Source organism: Paenibacillus shenyangensis, assembly GCF_000346635.1.
Taxonomy (GTDB): domain Bacteria; phylum Bacillota; class Bacilli; order Paenibacillales; family Paenibacillaceae; genus Saccharibacillus; species Saccharibacillus dauci.
Window position 1 is genome coordinate 158591 of the sequence record NZ_AOIG01000006.1, and the last position, 21726, is coordinate 180316.

12 protein-coding genes and 1 riboswitch are annotated in these 21726 nt (G+C 47.1%); of the genes, 7 read left to right on the forward strand and 5 right to left on the reverse strand.

The genetic code is table 11. The features are described 5' to 3' along the window. The first annotated feature begins 316 nt into the window (after nucleotides 1-316). The 4 genes from H065_RS0104830 to H065_RS0104845 all read left to right on the forward strand — a co-directional run bounded on the left by H065_RS0104830 (nucleotide 317) and on the right by H065_RS0104845 (nucleotide 9565). Entirely contained in the window at nucleotides 317-2584 is a 2268-nt protein-coding gene (locus tag H065_RS0104830; protein ID WP_238557884.1) for a right-handed parallel beta-helix repeat-containing protein, read from the forward strand. 202 nt (nucleotides 2585-2786) lie between these two features. After that, nucleotides 2787-5051 (forward strand): right-handed parallel beta-helix repeat-containing protein, encoded by a 2265-nt coding sequence (locus H065_RS0104835; protein WP_238557885.1) that lies wholly within the window; start codon nucleotides 2787-2789, stop codon nucleotides 5049-5051. 343 nt (nucleotides 5052-5394) lie between these two features. Beyond that, complete coding sequence (locus H065_RS0104840) at nucleotides 5395-8205, forward strand: right-handed parallel beta-helix repeat-containing protein (RefSeq protein WP_017811892.1); 2811 nt, start codon at nucleotides 5395-5397, stop codon at nucleotides 8203-8205. Nucleotides 8206-8590: 385 nt separating this feature from the next. Continuing rightward, the gene (locus tag H065_RS0104845) at nucleotides 8591-9565 is read left to right on the forward strand and encodes a ring-cleaving dioxygenase (protein WP_017811893.1); all 975 of its coding nucleotides are present in this window, start codon (nucleotides 8591-8593) and stop codon (nucleotides 9563-9565) included. Nucleotides 9566-9790: 225 nt separating this feature from the next. On the opposite strand, the gene sdaAA is transcribed toward H065_RS0104845, so the two are convergent. The 3 genes from sdaAA to H065_RS0104860 form a co-directional block, all read right to left on the reverse strand. Next, entirely contained in the window at nucleotides 9791-10684 is an 894-nt protein-coding gene (gene sdaAA / locus H065_RS0104850; RefSeq protein WP_017811894.1) for an L-serine ammonia-lyase, iron-sulfur-dependent, subunit alpha, read from the reverse strand. A 19-nt stretch (nucleotides 10685-10703) separates the two neighbouring features. Then, the gene (gene sdaAB, locus H065_RS0104855; protein WP_017811895.1) at nucleotides 10704-11369 is read right to left on the reverse strand and encodes an L-serine ammonia-lyase, iron-sulfur-dependent subunit beta; all 666 of its coding nucleotides are present in this window, start codon (nucleotides 11367-11369) and stop codon (nucleotides 10704-10706) included. Nucleotides 11370-11653: 284 nt separating this feature from the next. After that, nucleotides 11654-11766, reverse strand: a riboswitch (glycine riboswitch). Nucleotides 11767-11925: 159 nt separating this feature from the next. Beyond that, nucleotides 11926-14709, reverse strand: a complete 2784-nt coding sequence (locus tag H065_RS0104860; RefSeq protein WP_017811896.1) for a sensor histidine kinase — start codon at nucleotides 14707-14709, stop codon at nucleotides 11926-11928. A 569-nt stretch (nucleotides 14710-15278) separates the two neighbouring features. Here H065_RS0104860 and H065_RS0104865 point away from each other — a divergent pair. Both H065_RS0104865 and H065_RS25235 read left to right on the forward strand, forming a co-directional pair. Continuing rightward, complete coding sequence (locus H065_RS0104865; RefSeq protein WP_017811897.1) at nucleotides 15279-15983, forward strand: response regulator transcription factor; 705 nt, start codon at nucleotides 15279-15281, stop codon at nucleotides 15981-15983. A 46-nt stretch (nucleotides 15984-16029) separates the two neighbouring features. Beyond that, the gene (locus tag H065_RS25235) at nucleotides 16030-17016 is read left to right on the forward strand and encodes a DMT family transporter (protein WP_017811898.1); all 987 of its coding nucleotides are present in this window, start codon (nucleotides 16030-16032) and stop codon (nucleotides 17014-17016) included. Nucleotides 17017-17256: 240 nt separating this feature from the next. Here H065_RS25235 and H065_RS0104875 read toward each other — a convergent pair whose 3' ends face one another. Next, the gene (locus H065_RS0104875) at nucleotides 17257-19308 is read right to left on the reverse strand and encodes an iron ABC transporter permease (protein ID WP_017811899.1); all 2052 of its coding nucleotides are present in this window, start codon (nucleotides 19306-19308) and stop codon (nucleotides 17257-17259) included. A gap of 314 nt (nucleotides 19309-19622) precedes the next feature. Continuing rightward, nucleotides 19623-20282 carry a restriction endonuclease gene (locus tag H065_RS0104880; RefSeq protein ID WP_017811900.1) on the reverse strand — a complete coding sequence of 220 codons (660 nt, stop codon included), beginning with the start codon at nucleotides 20280-20282 and terminating at the stop codon, nucleotides 19623-19625. Nucleotides 20283-20671: 389 nt separating this feature from the next. Here H065_RS0104880 and H065_RS0104885 point away from each other — a divergent pair, with 389 nt between their 5' ends. Then, entirely contained in the window at nucleotides 20672-21463 is a 792-nt protein-coding gene (locus H065_RS0104885; RefSeq protein ID WP_017811901.1) for an SDR family oxidoreductase, read from the forward strand. The last annotated feature ends 263 nt before the right edge of the window (nucleotides 21464-21726 follow it).

Below are 21726 nucleotides of genomic sequence, written 5' to 3' on the forward strand. Positions count from 1 at the left end.
TCTATATCTTTGTACTCATAAAGACGGGTCACCTCCTCTTTCCTCTCTTCTTATCAGGCGGAAATCTCATTCATTCGGGATTTCCGCCTCCCTTTCCTTAGCATAAAAAGTCGATTTTTGTTATTTTTTAACCAATTTTATCTATAAATATTAATAAATAGACTACTATATCCGACAAAATAACTATTACACATTCCTGCTTATCTTCTACTAATCTTATTTTCTAAAAAACATCTCATATAGCCAGTCAGGATATCCAGTTGAGAAAGGGAGTTTTATTATGTTTGGAAAGAAGTCTATTGCAGCTGTTCTTCTAATGAGTACATTAGTGCTGGGATCTATTGCATCCCCGGCCTCTGTATATGCAGATCGTACATTAAATGGCTATGTAACTACTTTGAGCAGTGGAGCTACTACGAATACAGGACTTAATCTCTATGTAGATGGCTCGGTAGCTGTCGGTGGAGATGGCAGCAAAGATACGCCGTTCAAGACACTTCCCCAGGCCCGTGATGCTATCCGCGCCAAAAAAGGAGTACTTCCCGCTGGTGGAATCACTGTCTGGGTCAAAGGCGGAACGTACAAAATCACCGGTACTTTTGAATTAACAGCTTCCGATTCCGGAACCAATGGCAAATCGATTGTATATCGTTCCTATCCTGGAGAAAAAGTAATTATCTCCAACGGCGTATCCGTAGATCCTACACTTTGGAAACCGTTAAACAGTGAAGCACAGAAAAGAGTAAATCCCAAAGTCAGTGCTGCCAAGCTGGTAGAGCTGGACGTCCGCTCCCTTGGCCTTACCAATATCAACTCTTACCCGGGCGGAACTTCCTTTTCCGACAAATGGGGCATTATCGATCTGATCGTTGACAGTGAACTGCAGCCCATCTCGCAGTGGCCGAATCCCGAAGAAGTTGCAGGCGGCAAGCGCGGCGGCTGGACTACAGTCAACGGCTCGGCAGATGCCAAATCGTTTTATTACGGTGAAGATGGCGTTCCTGCAGACGGAGATACAATAGATGCACTGAATGCAGATGGAACCAATCGTGCCGAACGCTGGAAAAACTCCATTGCACAAGGACATGACCTTTATTTGCAAGGCTTCTGGAGAACACTCTGGTCTCCACTCATGAGCAAAGTACAAAGCATCAATACTTCCGATGGCAGCATCACTCTGCTGGATATGCCTGCTGGCGGCATGGGTTCCAAATTCAGCAAAGAAGTAGCCGGCTCGAATCCTGTCTACCGTGTAGGTGAAGGTACTGAAGAATGGCGTGCACTCAATCTGCTGGACGAGATTGATCAACCGGGCGAATGGGCACTCGATTTTAAAGACGGTAAAATCTACTACTATCCAAACGGCAATATTGCCGATATGGATGTCGAAATCGCAGACAAACCAAACGCCGTTGTCAAAATGAATGGCGCATCCTATATCTCCTTCCTCGGCTTCCAGATCGAAGATACTCTCGGTAACGGAATTGATCTGCAAAAAAGCCATCATATCACTATCGCCGGTAATACAGTAATGAATGTCGGTAATGGCGGTATCATCGATACGTACGGCTATTCCAATATGATTAAAAGCAATGATGTATATGACACTGGCGGTTTTGGTATTAGTATCGGTAATGCTGGAGACCGTGCTACTCTGACAGGGGCAAGCACCCGTATTACCAACAATCATATTCATCATATCGGACAACACGCCCATTTGGCAGGTATCGTAATCCGTGACTCTGTAGGTGTATGGGTCGATCACAACCTGGTACATGATGTGCCAAGAGACGCTATGCGTTATGAGCGGAATAACAATCTGACTTTTGAATATAATGAAGTTCATAATACGGCACTCGCGGAAAGCGATACAGGTGCTTTCTATACTGCACAAGACTGGTCTTCTTATGGTAATGATCTGCGTTATAACTTTATCCATCACAATCAGCGCGCCAATGGATTTTATGCAGATGGCAGCGATGCCGGCGATAACTACTACAACAATATTATCCAGGGATCTGATCGTGCACTGCAGCTGAATGGACACCATAATATTGCCAAAAACAATGTAATTGTCGCTTCCAATACAGCACGGATCGAGAACCGCAGCGATACCCTGGCAATCAGCGCTACAGTCACTCAAAACTATGGTGTGAGCAGTATCTTCGCCGATACACTGCGCGACAAGAATCCAACATCGGGCGTATGGTTGAATTATGCAGCCCAGCTCAAAGCCAAGTATGGTTATACCGACAATCTGTGGTCCGATATACTGAATCCTGCATGGCGTCCGGAATACTCCAACGGCTCCAAAATTATCGATAACGCTCTGGTTCAGGTAGGCAGTGTAATCAAGCCCAAATATGGCGATTACACCGTAGCCAACAACAGCATCATTGATAGCGTAAGCTCTGCTTCTTTCTACAATTACAACCAAATGGACCTGCGTTCCAAAAATTCCGAAGTTCTGTCCAAGTTCCCTAACCTGAACAGCATCTTCCCGCAAATCGGTCTGCAGCAGGACGCTTACCGTATCCGCGTGGTGACCCGTGCAGAGACTGGCGGATTAACCAACCGTAACTAAACTCCTTTGTCGTTATGCATAAAATGCTTTTATAGAAGAAACCAGACTGCTACCTGCGGACTGGTTTCTTTTTTGATTCAGTTGGTGAATTAACAAACAGGTATAAAGACTAAGCCCTTTAACCATCCAAAAAATTGACACTACTGTTCTTCCCTTCATATACTACCTTTAATAAGGAAAAAAGGGAGGTTAGGTATTGCAGGTGAAAAACATAAAGTATGTAGTACTGATGAGCGGTCTGATCCTGCTCTTATTATTCCCTTTATGGCAGGGAGAGCATGCAGATTCTAGACAGGGTGCACTTGATAGCGGCACAAAGGCCTCTACTCCAATCAATCTTTATGTGGATGGTTCAGCCAGTGCGCAGCATCAGGATGGCAGCCAGAAACATCCTTATGCTACGATTCAGGCAGCTCGCGATGATCTGCGCAAACGCAGCAAGCCGTTGCCATCTGGTGGAGCTACCGTTTGGGTAAAAGAAGGCAATTATAATGTTACTGCTACACTCGAATGGACAGCTGCCGATTCCGGAACGGTTCGAGCACCGATCACTTACCGGACCTACGCTGGTAAAGTAGCCACGCTCTCCAACGGAACAGCCGTGAATCCGGCCGATTGGAAACCACTTAGCGCAGAAGCGCGCGAGCGTGTGAATCCAGCGATTCAACCTGGCCAGCTCATGGAGCTGGATGTGAAAAAACTGGGATTCCAGAATATCCAGGGCTTTACCGGTGGTGATTATTTCACCGAAAAATGGGGCATTCTGCAGCTGATTGCTGGTGATGCGATGCAGCCGGTCTCCCAGTGGCCCAACAAAGATGATGCTTCTGCCGGTAATCGTGCAGGCTGGGCAGTTGCCTCGGGCATCGTTAATGAGAACTCTTTTTATTATGATGATAAACAGAACAAGGATACGAGTAACCTGGGACGAATGGCACGCTGGCAAAGAGCGATTCAGACTGGCCATGGTGTGTATCTGCAGGGATTCTGGCGTACAGTATGGAGTCCGGCAACGATACGTCTCAATGAAATCCAGCCCTCTTCCCGCTCTATTCATCTGTCTCAGACACCGGCAGGCGGAATCGGCTCCAAATTCAGTGCGGTTGCCAATAAAGCAACTGCCGATAATCATTATCGTATAGGTGACGGCAGCGAAGAATGGCGACTGCTCAATCTGCTGGAAGAAATCGATCAACCCGGTGAATGGGCTATGGATTTCAAAGACGGCAAAATTTATTATTATCCGCCCAAACCTATTAAGGAAATGAACACGGTAATCGCCGATCGTACGGATCCGATTATTCGTATTAATGGTGCTTCGCATCTCCGATTTATTGGATTTGAGCTCAAAAATGGGCTGGGTAACGCTATCAATGTACAGAACAGCAATCATATTACACTGGCAGGACTGACCATACACAATATGGGCAACGGCGGTATTACCGATTCCGGCGGCAGTCAGAATATGATTCAGAGTAATAATATTTATGATACCGGCAGCTTTGGCATTAGTGTCAACAAGGCAGGCAGCCGAACTAAATTAACTGCTGCCAATACAAGAATCACCAATAATCATATCTACAATACAGGAATACTCATCCATCTGGAGCCTCTGATTATACGGGAGTCGGTTGGACTGCGGATCGATCATAATCTGCTGCACGATGTGCCCAAGGATGCGATTCGTTACACCTTTAGCAACAAACTGTTATTTGAGTACAATGAGGTACATAATACAGGGCTCGTTGAAGGTGATACCGGCGCATTCTATACGGCCCAGGATTGGTCTTCCTATGGCAATGTACTTCGTTATAACATGATTCATCATAATCAGCGCTCCAATGGATTCTATGCCGATGGAGGTTCCAGCGGTAACACGTATCAGAACAATATTATCCAGAATACCAAGCGTGCCTTTATCGTGGAGAATGGTCATCACAATGTCGCAACCGGCAATCTGCTGATTGAGACGGAATCGATGGAAATCAATGACCGCTCCGATAGTCTAAATTATGGACTGAACAGCGAATATGCCAATCTTCTTCGCGGGTTCCATCCTATGAGTGGACCGTGGAAAACTTATGGTGAGAAACTCGCCAAACAGTATGGCATGAAAGGCAATCTGTGGAGTTCGGTACTGAGTGCCAGCTGGAATCCACAGTACCCGAATGGCAGCAAGCTGAATAATAACGTAATGGTGGGCGGAGCAACAATCAAGATACCCAAAAAAGGTGATGTAGCCGCTCAGGGAAATGTAATTCTGAATACAGTGAGTGAAGCAGGATTCTATAACTACAGCAATCTGGATCTGCGCACCCAGAATCAGGCTATTCTCAAAAAGTTCCCTTCCCTCAACAAGGTGATTACCGAAATTGGATTGTACAAGGATTCATACCGTGTTCAGCCGGTTGCACGTAATCAATATAATGGATTAAGCAACCACTCTGCACCTGATTCGAACTCATAATTGCAATGAAAAGCAAGGCTTCATATGGAAGACGGAGATCTATTCTCTGCTCTTCATGTGAAGCCTTTTTTATTCTAAACTTGACAATATTGAAGAAGCTGTGCTGAAATAGTTACAAAAAAGAAACACTTATATTAATATTATGAGACTATTTTTACATTTAATGATATATTTTTTTGTTTTTGCTAATTTCTCGACAATCTTTTATTATATATAATGGCTTTGACTGAATGATTCTGTGAAGGAGGTGGTTGCAGATTACAAATCAGGTACTGCATCATGACGGGGACACCTTATTGCTCCGATTACTCGCATACAAAGAGAATGGAGGGAATTCATACACATGAAGACGTTTCAAAAAATTGTATCGCTTACGACTGTACTCGCGCTGTCCAGTGCGACGGTCGTTCCCTACGCGATTGCCGAACAGGCAACCATCCAGGGGACTGCCGTACTGAGCAGCGGAGCGGTAACAGCAACCGGAATGAATCTGTATGTTGCAACTTCCGGTAGTGATACAAGTGGAGATGGCAGCGAAGCTAAACCATATGCCACTCTGGAGCAGGCCAAAAATGCTATCCGTGCGCTAAAGGGGAAATTGCCCGAGCATGGAATAACCGTCTGGATCAAAGGCGGAGAATATGAGACTTCTACTCTGGAATTGAATGAACAGGATTCCGGTACAGCGGACAGACCTATTATCTATCGCAGTTATCCCGGCGAACATGTCACACTCACCAATGGTGTACATGTACCGGCAACCGACTGGAAGCCGCTCAGCAAGGAAGCAGTAGCCAGGGTTCATCCCAATGTCTATGCCAACAATCTGTATGAGCTGGATATGACTCAAAAAGGATTCAAGCATATCTTTCACTTTAGCGGAGGCACTTCTTTTACCGAGCAATGGGGTATTGTTGATCTGATTGCCAATGGTGAACGCCAGCCTATCTCCCAGTGGCCGAATCCGGGAGAATCAGTGAACAATCATCGTAAAGGCTGGACGACTATCAACGGCTCTGCCGATGCCAAATCCTTTTATTACGGGGAAGGCGGAATTCCCGAGAACGATGATACAACCAATACGCTGGATCTGGATGGAACCAACCGTTCCGAACGCTGGAAAAAGTCACTGGAAGCCGGTCATCCCCTTTATCTCAAAGGATTCTGGAGAACCGTATGGAGTCCAATAACCAGCTCGGTTCAGGAAATTGATACCAAACACCACGTTATCACCCTGAAGGATATTCCGGATGGCGGAATGGGCTCCAAGTGGAGCAAAGCGGTTGTCGATTATCGCAACAGCACATCCGCTCTGGCCAATGCGTATAAAAATCAGCCTTCTCTGACTACACCTCCTGCGGCTGACGATGCTCTGCATGATGTAGATACATCCAGCACCGCTTATACGATGTACCAAGAAGGCGGTACCACCAAGTCGGTTGAACTCAAGGAAGAGCTGACCGAAGACTCCCTGCTGAAGACTGAAGCCGCAGATCCTGCACAGGAAGCCGAAGATGCCAAACCGGTGATACTCCAGTCAATGGATAATCCTGTCACAACGCCGACAGCTTCAAAAACAGACCAGACTGCTACTGCCGCAGCTTCTACTGCTTCCGGCACAGATGATACTCTTGTCAAGGAATCGGCTGCTCTGAAATCGGATCGTTCTGCTACCGACTCACCGGTGACTTATCTCGGCGAACAGCCTTCTCCTGTATATTATCCGGATGAGAACATCAGTCAGACAGCAGTAACAAAAGATGTGTATGCCAAGACTGTAAGTGCCAATGTCTATGAGTCAGCATCTGATTCAGGATACAGCGCCAAGATCCGTGCTCCTTACCGGATTGGAACAGGTATTGAAGAATGGCGGGCGCTCAACTATCTGGACGAGATTGACCAGCCAGGCGAATGGGCTCTCGACTTCAAAGATCACAAGCTGTATTACTATCCCAAAGGTGGCAAGATCCAGAATCTGAATATTATTATTGCTGATAATGAGAATCCGGTCGTTTCTTTCCGGAATGCATCCTATGTGCAGCTGCTGGGCTTTACAATCGAAGGCAGCATGGGCAACGGAATTGAACTCAAAAGCAGTGATCATATCACACTGGCTGCCAATACCCTGCGCAACCTGGGTAATGGCGGTATTCTCGATGTAGGCGGCTCCTCCAATCTGATCCAGAGCAACGATATTTATGAACTGGGCGGATTTGGAATCAGTGTCAATGATGCCGGTGATCGTAAAAGTCTGACGGCAGCCAACAGTCGTGTAACCAACAACCATATTCATCATGTAGGTGAACTGACTCATCTGGAACCGATTCTGGTTCGTAACTCGGTCGGCGTGACGTTTGACCATAACCTGATGCATGATGTACCCAAAGATGCTGTGCGTTATGTATACAGCAACAATCTGACTTTTGAATATAATGAGGTACACAATACTTCATTGATCGAGGGCGATACCGGCGCGTTCTATACAGCGCAGGACTGGGCATCCTATGGCAATGTACTCCGCTATAACTTTATCCATCATAATAAGCGCTCCAATGGCTTCTATTCCGATGGAGCGGACAGCGGGGACAATTACCAGTACAATATTATTCAGGGTTCGACCAAGGGTATTTTGCTGAATGGTCATGATAATATTGCCAAAAATAATCTGGTTGTAGATTCGAACATGATCCAGATCGACCAGCGCGGTGATAAAAAGACCCACGGAGTCAAGAGTATTTTCGCTGATCAGCTGCGCGAGATGAATCCAGACAGCAATCCATGGGCCCAATATGGTAAAACGCTTCAAGAAAAATACGGATATGACCATACATTATGGGGAAGCATTCTGGATCCAAGCTGGCATCCGGAATATCCGAACGGAACCAAAATGATGGACAATATGCTTGTTAACACACCAAGTGTGGTTGTTCCCAAAAAAGGAGATACTACGATAACAGGCAATGACTTTATCAATACCGTTGGACAGGCAGGATTTTACGATTATAGCAAAATGGATCTGCGTACGGACAACAAGCAGATTCTTGCCAAGTTCCCTGACCTGAATAAAGTCTTCCCGCAAATCGGGCTGGAGACAGACACATACCGAACTCGGGTAACTACACGGGCAGAAAGTGGCGGTCTATCGAATCATTGATAATCGTCTTCTCCTATTGATCTTATTTCCACAACTCATTGAGTAAATAAAATAATCAGCAACCGCAAAAGGGACCCGATCCAAAGATCAGGTCCCTTTTGATATGGAGAAGCGTGTAAATCATCGAAAACTGAAAAACCAATCCAGCTTTTTTTGTTCTTCACGAATATCAGTTTTTTTCATCCTGTTTAATTATTCGGTGTTTGTTAAGCCCAGTAGCGCATATAAATCTGCTTTTTGCTCCCATAAATAAAGTCACTATACTTTTCTCACAAAAATTCTCCTGCCCTATTGCAATCTTCCAAACTCATGCTATAATTATCTTAACATTAAGATTTCAAATACAAAAATAATTTATATATACCATCTCAGGAGGATGATTATTATGGAACTGTTAGGTATTCACCACGTGTCAATCATGACGGGCAAAGCGGAAAAGAACTTTGAATTCTATACCAAAGTAATGGGAATGCGTCTTGTCAAAAAAGGGGTTAACCAGGATGATACTACTTCCTATCACCTCTTTTACGGAGATGGTGTTGCTTCTCCAGGCAGTGAGTTGACCTTCTTCGATCTGCCGGGCATTGGTCCTACGTATCAGGGTGTATCCAGCATTTCTGCATCTTCCCTGCGTGTAGCTGATACGGCTGCTCTGCAATACTGGTCCGACCGGTTTGACAGCCTCAATGTAACCCATGAAGAAATTAAATCTCGTGCTGGACGCGATACACTCGCTTTTCAGGATTTTGAAGGCACCCGTCTGATTCTGGTTGCTGACAATAATGAACAGGGCGTTGCTCCCGGACAAGCATGGTCTGGCTCAGATGTGCCCGTAGAGTATGGTATCCTCGGTCTGGGTCCGGTCACACTGACTGTAGCCAATCCCGAGAATACAGTACTGATTCTGACCGAAATACTTGGCTTCCGTCACGTCGGTTCCTATCCATCCCTGGCTGGTGAACAGCATGCCGATATTCAGGTCTATGCAACTGGTGAAGGCGGCGCTGGTGCCGAAGTGCATATCGAGACACGTCCGGAACTGCCATTTGCCCGACTTGGCCGTGGTGGTGTCCATCATGTAGCTTTCCGTGTACCCAATGAAGAGCAGTACAATGCCTGGTCGGAGAAACTATCCAAATTGGGCATCCCGAACTCCGGTAAAGTGGATCGTCACTACTTCCGTGCACTCTATTTCCGTGAGCCAAACGGTATCCTGTTTGAACTGTCTACCGATACACCGGGATTTGATATTGATGAGTCGATGGATTCGCTGGGCGAATCGCTGTCTCTGCCTCCTTTCCTGGAACCACACCGTACAGAGATCGAAGCCAAACTTCGCCCTCTGGTACTGCAAGATTAATCCTATAACCGACAAACCGCAGCCATCCCTGTTGATGACTGCGGTTTTTTTATTGATTTATACAAAAAAGGCAGCGCCCCCTTACAGGACGCTACCTTATATATATCTTTGTTGTGTTTATCGTATAATACGATCCCTGTCATGATATAAAAGAGGATCTTCTATGACTACAATTGATAATACATGTATTGAATCTATACTTTTGTACAGTTCTCATTCAGCAAATTAATTGCCGTTATTCTGTCTGCGACGACGCAGCTCTTCTGTAATTTTGCGACCGGTCGGTGTCTGGGCCAGACCACCACGTGCGGTTTCGCGATGTTCACTCGGCATCGAACGCCCTACCTGTAGCATAACATCCACCACTTCATCCGAAGGAATTGCACTGCGTACGCCGGCCAGCGCCATATCGGCAGCTGCCAGTGCATTTACTGCTCCGAGACCGTTACGTACAATACACGGAATCTCTACCAGTCCGGCTACCGGATCACAGATCAGTCCCAGCGTATTTTTGAGAGCCAGACCGACAGCATGCATCGCCTGCTCCGGTGTACCCTGTCGCAGTTCAACGACTGCTCCTGCCGCCATACCAATCGCCGAGCCTACCTCAGCCTGACAGCCGCCCTCTGCGCCGGAGATGGACGAGTTGTTGGCAATAACATAGCCGATCGCTCCAGCGGCGAACAAACCCATCACCATCTGCTCATCGCTCCAGCCAAACCGTTCCTGTGTGCTTACAAATACACCAGGAATAATACCACAGGACCCTGCTGTCGGTGTCGCGATAATGCGACCCATCGAAGCATTTACTTCGGATACGGCGAGGGCATAGGACATCGCTCGCGTTGCATCACTGCCAGATGCAGTTTCGCCATTATTCAGGTAATTGTATACCCGGCGTGCATCACCACCGGTTAATCCACTGCGAGACACTGTATCTTCCGTGATTCCTTTGTGTACGGCTTCTTTCATAATATGATAATAATCCGTCATCTGCTGAACGACTTCTTCGCGTGATACTCCGGTTTCCTTGACCTGCTCTTGCACCATCAGTTCTGCTATCGTTAGCGAACGTTCCTCGCATAGTCTGATAATATCTTTTAACGAACGGAATTGCATTCCGATTCACAACCTTCCATTAATCCAGATTAATAACTACCGCACGGGTGACATAAGGCAGCTGCTCGATTCGATCGAGTACTGCCTGAACCGGGGCACTATCAAGTTCGATGACTGTCATTGCCTCACCACTGCGTGATTTGCGGTCCACATCCATAAAGCCAATATTCAGCTCCGATTCGCTCAGGGTACGCGTAATATCCGCCAGTACGCCTTTGCTGTCCTGATGCTCTACTGCCAGTGTAGGGTACTGACCGGACCCTCTGAGATCGAACCCATTCATTTCATGGATCTCGATATTGCCGCCTCCGATCGAAGCACCTGCCAGTTCGGCGGTATGCTCACCCCGTTTTAGCCGGATGCGTACAAAGTTCGGATGCGGATAATTACCGCTTCCTTTATCAAATTGAATCGTCATTCCCAGTTGATCAGCTTCCTCCGCTGCATCCGGCAGACGTGGATCATCCGGACTGTAGTCCAGCAATCCGCCCACCAGCGCCAGATCCGTACCATGCCCCCAGTACGTCTCTGCAAATGAACCGTATAGAATAATATCCGCATGTTCCGGACAAACGCCTAGCAGCTGTCTGGCTGCCCGGCCCAGACGTGCTGCTCCTGCCGTATGTGAACTGGATGGACCGACCATCGATGGACCGATAATATTGAATACATTTTTAAAACGCATTCTGATTCCTCTTTCCCGCATATGCGCCTGTGAATTGTTATTTTGAACAAGTTGTTTTTCGGCAGAGTGTGCTGCAGATGTTCTCCGCCCTGCCGTCTGTCTCCGCTAAATATGAACATATTGCCATATCTAAATCAATTAACAGCAAAAAAGGACAGAGCATGGCCTGCAAGGGCCTATTGCTCTGTCCTCGTTACCTGAGAGTTTGGACGGACATGCCAGTATTGCCTACTGACATTGCTCCTGTCATACCCCTTGGGTGGCTTGCGCTCTCTCCAGAGTTGCGTCCGGCAGCGGTTCCTGGTACCTGAGAGATTGGCCGGGGGTTGGCATTCCCGCCGACTTGCTCCTTCGGTGGCGGATCACATACATCCGCAGACTCTCCCGCTATCTTCATTCGCAGTCTATTTTCATAGGGAAAACCCCTCTTTGGTTCTGCTCATTATCCTTGTCACCCCTAGCTTAATTCAGCGGGTATGACACTGTCAATTCCCCTGCCCAAAGTTACTTCGCGCTTGGATAAAATTGTCCGCTTTCCGTTTCGCGCAAACCTTTTTTAGAGGAAATCTTGGGATGGTGTATACTTCGGCAGTGTCAGTATAAATCTAGAGCCATGACCCGGATTGGAAAGTACCTGAAGCTGACCCTGATGATCATTTACAATAAGATTCGCGATATATAATCCCAGACCGGTGCCGCTTACTTTGCGGGAAGCAGCCGAATGCGAACGGAAAAATTTGCGGAACACATGCGGCTGATCCTGCTCCGGAATACCGATTCCGTAATCTTCGACTGCAATAACTACAGAATCTGCTTCCTCTTTGACACTGATATCAACAGCCATGCTGTCCGGTGAATACTTGAGCGCATTGCTGATCAGATTATGAATGACCTGAATCATACGGTGCTGATCACCCAAAATATACATTTCCTCACCATCACCATGTATACGAATGCGATGCCGTGAATGAATGTCCCATTGGTAGCACACAGTCTGGACCAGCTCACGTACCGGAAGACAGCTCATATGATATTCAATATGCCTTGCTTCGATACGCTGACTGTCCAGAAAATCATCCAGCAGTCTGGACAACCGGTTCCCTTCCTGCTGGATCGTATGCATGAACTCCTGGCGCTTGGCAGCCGGCATATCCTCATACATGGTCAGCATCTCAATATAGCCCATAATCGCCGACAGCGGCGTTCTCAGCTCGTGTGAGACAACGGTAATCAGCTCATCCTGCATCTGACGTACCCTTTTCTCTTCCGTACAATCACGGAAGACCAGTAGAAATCCATGCTTAATCTCTGCTATCGGATCGATCACCGGTGTAACGTAAAGCGACAGAATGCGATTGTTGTTCAAGCGGATCAGTTCGCCCTGCTCCCAGTGCTCCCCGCTGTTCATATAATGCTCCAGTCTGTCATTCAGGGAAAAGGTACTACCTGTAAGCTGATCCATATGAATCAACAGCTCAGTGATGGGCCGTCCTGTATAATCATCCAGATCGAACCAGGTCTGCATAGTCGGATTAATAAAGGAAATCAGCTGTTGGGAATCACACATAATGACTCCTTCTTCAACAGACTGCAGCAGATTGCCTGTAATACTTTTCTGCTTTTCGGCAGCTCCCTGTTCTTCCAGCAATCGTTCACTGAGGAGTTGCAACTGGCGCTCCTGCTCGGTGTGCTGCTGCTTCAGATGTTCCTCCTCTGTCAGATCATGCACAAAAAAGGTACGGAATGAATTGCCTTCCGCCAGCACTTTGCTGCGTGTGAGTTCTACCGGGAACAAGGTTCCATCCAGACGAATCGCCTGTACCGCAATACAGCTCTCACCGTCATCTGCAGGTTCGAGCAGAATAATGTCCGACAAAGGACGACCTATGACATCGTCCTGCCTGCAGCGAAACATCTGCTCGGCAGCCGGATTGAACTCGGTAATCCGCAGCTGACTATCTGTCGAAATAATTCCATCAATAGCCATCTGCAGAATAGCGCTTTTTTGCGCTTCGCTCTCCGCCAGATCAAACGTACGCTCCACTACCCGTATTTCCAGCAATTCTTTATCCTTCTTGATCTGCAAATACTGATATTCCATCGTACTGACAACGGACTTGAAGTTCCGAATCAGCCTCCGCACTTCCAGAATATTCGTCTCCGGCCAGTGAAGAGCGCGGTTCTCTTTGATTTTGGACGGAATATTATTAGAAGCCTGTGCTAGCTGCATCAGCGGACGGTTTAGTTTGCGGCTGATCGGCCAGGCCAGAATAAGTGCCAAAATAACGACGAGTAGTATTTTTATAATACTGCATAGATAAAATACATAATATGGGTTTAAATAAAAGTTAAGCGGCATAGTTAAGATGAGACGATATTGTTGCAACAATGGTACATTCATTACCAGATAAGACTCCTGCCATCGTTCCAGCTTGTACAGGGGCCTGTCAGGAAACTGCTGATACATGCTTCCATGCATAGGCTGATGCTCCAGCAGCAGCGTCTGATATCCTGTATTTTCTGCAAACCGTTCTGCCATTGGTGCTTTCATCGTAGTATACAGCGTCTGGCCGGTATCATCGACCAGCAACGAATCAATAGCAAAGTCCTTTTTGTAATCGATCATTAACAGTTGAATCCGGTCAGGGCGTACGAGCAAATTCTGCTGAATCTGCTGTATATAGAGCCGCGATGAACGAGTCATATATTCCGAGCCGTACCCCAATATATCTTCAAATTGCTGACGTCCGTTAACGAACATAACCAGCACAGAAGTCAGCACAACCGATGCCAGCAAATATTTGAAAATAATACGTCCCAGCGATATCGGATAAAATGGCCGATGCCCAATCGCTACCCGGCTCAGCAGTGATTCCACAATAATGGAAGCTGCCAGTCCATTCATAATGCCATTTAGCACATTATTCATGGTCAGCAGGCCAATCAACCGGCGATCGGTATGTTCCAGTACATACTGGTACACTATAAATAACAGAGGCAGTCCCACCAGTATCCAAAAAGCCGCATCCATTCTGAGCAGACTGCTCTTGGGGAACAGACGTGAGCCTATACATACGAAGATTAATTCCAGCTCTATCACTATCAGCAGGAATCCATAGTAGTCTGTCCACAAAAATGGCAGATTAATCAGTATCACTGCCGGGGCCGCAAACCTCAGTCCATATAATCTTAGAATGATCAGAGCAGCCGTACCGCCAAAAATAAATTGAAGAACAACCGATAAATCCAGCTTGAAGTAGTTTATTGCTATTCCCAAAATCGTCAGGACGCTGGTTCCCAACCAAGGATGTTTTAACCATTGAAGTAATTTGTAATTCATAACGAACGGTCCTTTCTCACGCGGACAGCAGCTTCACCCGAGAGACCGTCTGACTCCTAGTCATCGTATGTCTGAGTGCATGTATACCTGATTAAAAATTGCGAGTATGACATGATCTGTCTGTTACTTTTATCAGCATAAAATATTCCTTATCCACCATATCCGCTAACAATGGTACAATATATCCGTATTTGTCAGAAGGTTCGTTAGCGAAATCTGTATGTAAAGTATATTGCTGTCAGCTTGTTTTATTATAACGTCAAGAGACGGTTTGGAAAATAATTCATATTATGGCCGGATGTATAAAACTATAACCTCAGTAACTTTACTATCTTACATATTGAACAAAATTACCATGGGATCAACAAAATTTTTCTTGATTTAACCCATTAATCCATGATTCTGCAGAGCCTCCATACCAGGCTGCGAACCGGGCAGCTTGTACAATTGAACTTTTATACCGGTTTATTCGTATGTTCCTAAAGAATAGTTCACTTAAAACAGCTAATGGGCTTGATCGTCATGCATACTCATCAAGCTTATAATTTTCGCACAGGAGAGTGACTGGCATGCCCATCAAAGTTCTGCTTATTGAAGATGAGAAAAGTCTCGCCGATATGATTGCATTTTTCCTTCAGGAGGAAGGTTACCATACAGAGCTTATTCATGATGCCAAAGAGGCGATTGGCAAACTCAATGACTATCAGCCTGATATTATTGTGACGGATCTGATGCTGCCTGATCTGAGCGGCAGCGAATTGGTACAGCAGATTCGCAGACAATCAACGGTTCCCGTACTGATGATCTCTGCCAATACGATGCTGAATGAGCGTCTCAAAGCGCTCGATAACGGCGCAGACGACTTTCTCTGCAAGCCATTCAGCCTCAAAGAACTGGATGCACGAATCAAGGCGCTACTGCGTCGCAGTGGCCCACAGCGACTGCACGGCTATACAACTACAGCTGCTCCGGAGGCCACACAGACAGCGTCCAGAGTATCGGTAAATGATTACCGCCACAGTCTATTTGTAGAAAATCAGGAAGTTGAAGTGACACAGATTGAATTCGCGATTATGCGGGAGCTGTATCATTCCCCTGGCAAGGTATTTACCCGTAATGAACTAATGGACCGGATCAAAGGCGATGACCGCGCCTATCTGGAGCGCACGATTGATGTACATATTTCCAATCTGCGTAAGAAAATCGAACGGGATCCCAAAAACCCCGAGCACATTCTGACCGTATGGGGTACCGGTTACAAATATGTAATGTAAAAAGCAAATCAAGCTGTACTGGCAGCATAAGAGTAGGAGAACAGACATGAATCAATCTATCAAGACCCGTGAGCACTGGATTCCACTTGAAGTGCTTTACGTTATCGGTATTCTGGCTATTTCATTTTCATCCATCTTTATACGCTGGTCTGACGCGAATGTATCGGTAATCGCCATGTACCGGCTGTACTTTACCGACCTGCTGCTGCTGCCGCTGGCGATTCGTTATTACCGCGAGCTATTCCGTATTCCACCGAAAGTATGGTTGCTGCTGTTTGTCTCCGGCCTGATGCTGGCGCTGCATTTCCTGCTGTGGATGGGATCGCTGCGGCTGACGACGGTTGCCAGCTCTACCGTTATTCTGACGCTGGAGCCTATTATGGTCGTGATCGGTTCCTTTTTCCTGTTCAAGACCCGTACCAACCGCTATATGATTATTGGTATGGCCATGGCGGTGATCGGTTCCGTAGCGATCGGATTCGGTGATTTCCGGTTATCCGGGACGGCGCTGCAGGGAGATATGCTGTCCTTTTTCGGAACGATTGCAGTTGCTATTCATATGCTGATCAGCAAGCATATCCGCTCCTATATGGAGGCGCTTGTCTATAATTTCTGGGTGTTCTTTATGGCGGCAGGAGTACTGGCTATCTATAATCTGGTCAATCAGATTCCTTTTACAGGCTATGAAGCCAGAGACTGGGGCGTATTCTGGTTGCTGGCTCTGGTACCGACACTGTTCGGTCACTATCTGTTCAACTGGCTGCTCAAGTATATGAATGCCGGCGCCGTATCGATGGCCGTACTGGGTGAACCGGTCTTCTCTTCCCTGCTGGCTTTTTGGCTGCTCGGGGAGGCATTGACCGGTATGCAGCTGGGAGCAGGTACACTGATCCTGATCGGTGTCTGGGTATTTATCCAGTTTGGCAAGGACAAAGAAGAATCCTTGGTACCGCCCGATATTATGGCTCCCGAAGGAGAGAATGCCGATCAGCAGCAGGAGAAATTGGCACCCGTTTCCGGTAAAAACCACTAATATTTCTATTGGAAATCTAGCGCTGATTTCTATTAATTTTGTGATTCAATATATTGGATTGGGCAGCATTGAATTTCGCTGATCTGCTGCTCGTATACTCCTAGAAAAACCAAAAAAGCTGTCCCTCATCTCTACGATGAACAGGGACAGCTTTTTTTGATAGATAATGTAGTCAACCCGGATAACCGGATTCGTTCTCACCTTGTAGTAAATTCTCTATTTGATGCCACTCTTATCAGATTACTTTGTTGGACGATGCCAATTGGAACGGTACATCAGATACAGGAAGTACGGAGCACCGATCAGTGCAATCAGCAGACCCGAAGGAATCTCTGTCGGCGCAATAACTGTACGTCCGATCGTATCCGCCAGTACCAGCATGACTGCGCCTGTCAGCGCAGACAATAGCAGTGAACGGCGCATGTGATGACCAGTCAGCAGACGCACCATATGCGGCGCAATCAGACCGATAAAACCGACTGTACCCACACAGGCTACCGCACCTGCAGCCAGCAAAACGCCTGTCGCCATCGCTAGCAGGCGTGTTCGGCGTACCGATAATCCGAGTCCGGCAGCACTCTGATCATCAAACACGAGCAGTTCAAAGCGCCTTGCCATCCACCAGGCGACCGGAACAAGCAGTACAAGGAAAATAGCTATCATCTTCACCTGATCCCAGGTACGGGCATAGGTACTGCCTGTCAACCAGATGTAACTACTTCCACCCCATAGCGTCCCTTGTACAATCAGAATCTGTATACCAGCTCCGGCAATCGCCGAGATTGCGATACCGAGTAGTACGACAGCCGATGGATTCAATCCCTTGTTCCAAGAGAGGAAGAAAATAAAGGATGCCGCTGCTCCGGCGCCGACAATAGCAGCTACCGGAACGAAGTAAGCCGGCAAGGCAGGCCACAGGATCATGACCATCATCGCTGCCAGTCCTGCTCCCGAGGATACACCGACAATAGAGGCATCAGCGAGCGGATTGCGCACGGACATCTGGATCAGCACACCGCTGATGGCCAGCGCTGCACCTGCTCCTGCTGCTACCAATGTACGCGGAATGCGGAACTGCAGCAGTGCCGAGTATAATCCATCCGAGCTGAATAATGAAGGCAGCAGATCCCCCAGCGGGATGCGCAAACCACCAAACATCGTACTACCTACAATCAATATCACAGTCAGTATCGTAAAAATAACAGCCAGACGACCAAACGGCCAGCGCTGAACAGATGCGCCAGTACTCATCGAAGTAGCTCCTCCGACTCCGTTGGCCGCTTTCATTTTGACCAGTACGAGCCAGATCAGCCATGGAGCACCGATCAAAGCCATCACTGCGCCTGTTGGCAACTCCATACTGGAGTTATGCACCATTTTGGCGAGTACATCCGCTCCAATCAATAGCGCTGCTCCCCAGATGAATACACCCGGTAGCAGCCAGCGGTGGGAACGGATTCCACTCAAGCGAACCAGATGCGGTGCCACCAGACCCACAAAGCCGATCGGACCGACCACACTGACGATAATAGCAGCCAGCAGCACAGCAATCAGCAGACCGCCTGCACGTGCTACACCGACCTTTTGTCCGAGCGATGACGCAGTTGATTCATCCAGATCCAGTACATCCCACTGTCTGGACAGCAGCAGTGCACCAATCGTAATAAATACCACCCATGGCCAGGCATAATGAACGCCGCTCCAATCGTTCTGGACCAGCGTACCCGAGCCCCACAGGAACAGTCCCTGCGTCTCGAGTGCAAAGAAAATATGCAGTGCGCTCGTAAATGACCCTAGCACCATGGAAATAATCATACCCGAGAGCGCGAGTCGTACCGGACTGGATGAACGACCTCCGCCCATTAGATAAGCTGCTCCCGCTGCGATCAATCCCCCCAATACTGCGAACAGAAAGGGAGAAGTATGCAGCAAGTTCGGGAACATCACAGTACCTAATACCACGACAAAATAAGCACCTGCGTTAATCCCTAGCGTATCGGATGCAGCCAGTGGATTACGTGTAATTGTCTGGAGCAGTGCACCGGCAATCGCCAGTGCGCCGCCTGCCAGAATGCCAATCATCGTACGCGGCATCCGCAGATCCCAGATCATATTATGTTCCAATGTGTCCTGTCGTCCGGTTAACGCTTCCATCACCGTATGCAGCGAAATGGCTGCTTCCCCATAACACAGACTTACGAAAAAAAGAATGACCAGCGCAGCCAGCCCGCCTCCATAAATACTAATAACACGCCATGGATATGCAGAGCCTGTCAATGAAACAGAGCTCATCGTATAATCACTCCAACCGTCTGAACGGTGTGCACTGTCAAATAAGAAGTGCGTTTATACTTATGTATGCTTGTTGCTATCACTATTTCCGTCCCCCTGTATAGGTATGCTTTATGTGGATAATGATAATGATTATCATTATGGATTATGAAGCTCTACCTTCTCTTTGTCAATGCAGATCCTTTACTTTCTATAGTAAATAAATGACTCTGCTATGGTAATGCCGTGTGATCCGTATTTATACGCTCCCTTGTTCATTGATTCCTTATTGATGATACGGCCCATCGTGCATACGCGAAAAAGCTGCGTTCCCGTCATGAACGGTTACGCAGCCATTTCTCTGCCTTGCGATCCCTGCCTGGAGAATGAAGATGCTGATCCATATATTCAGCCCAGGGCGACAATTCAGTATAGGCTTCTGCCTCGATACGATCCATCGCATCCTCATAATGCCCGGACTTGAAGTCCTCGATCAGCTCTATCAGATCTTCCCGATTCAGGAGCTTAACTCCATTTACCCCGGCGAGTGTCTCGCAGGCTGCCGTGAATCGTGCTGCAGAGGTCAGCACAATCGAACGTTTGGCTTGGTAATATCGCATGGAACCATACACTTCCTGAACCGCGTCCAGACTAATCGCACTGCTTTCCTGATAACGCTTGGCCTGCAGCACGTTACGTACTCCCAGACGATCCGTGAAGACCAGATCCGCACCAAAATCGCTGCTGTCTTTGGTCTTATATGTATCTTCGTAACCCAATTCGCTGAACAGACGGTACAGATACCGCTCAAACTCTGCGCCCTCCATCTGATCAATATCCTGGATGGTAATCCGTTTTGGATCGAGTTGTTCCCGCCGAATACGTGCACTCCGCCGCTTTAGTCCCCGGATTAGTAGTATAAGTATGACTACAATAACAACTGCTGTCAGTCCATACATCCAGAGCGGTTGCCCTATCCACAAATCATCTGTCATCTTCTGGTTGTCCTCTCTTTGTTCTCGTTCCTTGGTTCCTTATCACTTGCATCTCGCAGTAACTATACCAGATAGACTTGAGATGCGGAAGCAGAAGCCTGTCCGATTATGGGTGCAGGGTTGTTCACCTGATTCTGCTTGCTGATTATTTCTCTGGATGCCTTACTGTTGAGCGATTTCCTGCTCGCTACATTACTACGTTTATATCCGTCGCTATACCCCATCTGGCAATGACATCATACGACTCCAGAACGGCTTTACAACTGTTATGGATTATTGCCTATATGCACTTTCTCATTATTTACCGCTGGTTGACTGCCGATGAGTCCGGGTAAATGCAATATTAGTGACATGTACGAAATCATTTTAAATTCAAGGAGGACAATTATATGCTGGGCAAAAAAACAATTTTTATTACAGGTGCAGGCAGTGGACTGGGCAAAGGTGCCGCTATTGGTCTCGCCCAAAAAGGACATAAAGTCATCGCTACCGTCGAAACGATCTCTCAGGTTCCCCCTCTGCAGGACTATGCCAAAGAACAGGGACTGAATATTGAAGTGTTCAAGCTAGATGTCAACAATCCACTGGATCGAGCACAGCTGGAGAAATACGATATCGACGTATTTGTTGCCAATGCAGCGATTGGTCAAGGCGGCCCGCTGGCTGAACTGCCGGTCGAGAACCTGCGCCAGATTTTCGATACCAATGTATTTAACTCTCTGGAATTGGTACAGATTGCAGCACGTCAATTTGTCGCCAAGAAAAAAGGTAAAATCATCTTTATCAGCTCCATCGCTGGACTGAGCGTAACGCCATATCTCGGCCCTTACTGCGCATCCAAGCATGCAGTTGAAGCGATCGCTCAGGCGCTCAAAGATGAACTGGCCGAATTTGGTGTACAGGTCGCTACAATCAACCCGGGTCCTTTCAAAACCGGCTTCAACGATATGATGTTCGCCGAGAAAGAAAAATGGTACGACGAGAAAACTAACTTCACCAAACGCTCCGACATGATGAAAGGCGAAAAGATGCTCGCCCAACAGTTCGATCCGCAGGACATGATCGACAAAATGGTCGAGATCATCGATGCCAAGCATCATGCGTTCCGCAATGTCTATCCGGAAGCTTCCGAACAGCAGGTCAAGGAGTATCAGGCCAAGCTGTGGGAAGAACAGGTCTAAAGTATAATAGGATTCAATCCATGCTATCCAAAGTGTAGATCAAGGCTAGCATAGAAATGTTGAAACAGTGCAGCAGCATTGAGGTAGTATAACAGCCTTGAGTTGGTATAGCAGCACTGTGCTGCTTGAAGTATATTTTAAAATAGTATTGGATTGCATACAGGAAAGCCCACTATATAGTGGGCTTTTTATGCAGAGCAGCTCTTTTGTTCTCTAATAATCTTTATTTTCTAAATAATCTGCTATCACATTTTCTTTTCTGC

What these genes read in the sequence shown, in the direction of transcription:
- H065_RS0104830 (WP_238557884.1), top strand. Translation starts at nt 317, where the DNA reads ATGAGTACATTAGTGCTGGGATCTATTGCATCCCCGGCCTCTGTATAT.
- H065_RS0104840 (WP_017811892.1), top strand. Translation starts at nt 5,395, where the DNA reads ATGAAGACGTTTCAAAAAATTGTATCGCTTACGACTGTACTCGCGCTG.
- H065_RS0104845 (WP_017811893.1), top strand. Translation starts at nt 8,591, where the DNA reads ATGGAACTGTTAGGTATTCACCACGTGTCAATCATGACGGGCAAAGCG.
- sdaAA (WP_017811894.1), bottom strand. Translation starts at nt 10,684, where the DNA reads ATGCAATTCCGTTCGTTAAAAGATATTATCAGACTATGCGAGGAACGT.
- sdaAB (WP_017811895.1), bottom strand. Translation starts at nt 11,369, where the DNA reads ATGCGTTTTAAAAATGTATTCAATATTATCGGTCCATCGATGGTCGGT.
- H065_RS0104860 (WP_017811896.1), bottom strand. Translation starts at nt 14,709, where the DNA reads ATGAATTACAAATTACTTCAATGGTTAAAACATCCTTGGTTGGGAACC.
- H065_RS0104865 (WP_017811897.1), top strand. Translation starts at nt 15,279, where the DNA reads ATGCCCATCAAAGTTCTGCTTATTGAAGATGAGAAAAGTCTCGCCGAT.
- H065_RS25235 (WP_017811898.1), top strand. Translation starts at nt 16,030, where the DNA reads ATGAATCAATCTATCAAGACCCGTGAGCACTGGATTCCACTTGAAGTG.
- H065_RS0104875 (WP_017811899.1), bottom strand. Translation starts at nt 19,308, where the DNA reads ATGAGCTCTGTTTCATTGACAGGCTCTGCATATCCATGGCGTGTTATT.
- H065_RS0104880 (WP_017811900.1), bottom strand. Translation starts at nt 20,282, where the DNA reads ATGACAGATGATTTGTGGATAGGGCAACCGCTCTGGATGTATGGACTG.
- H065_RS0104885 (WP_017811901.1), top strand. Translation starts at nt 20,672, where the DNA reads ATGCTGGGCAAAAAAACAATTTTTATTACAGGTGCAGGCAGTGGACTG.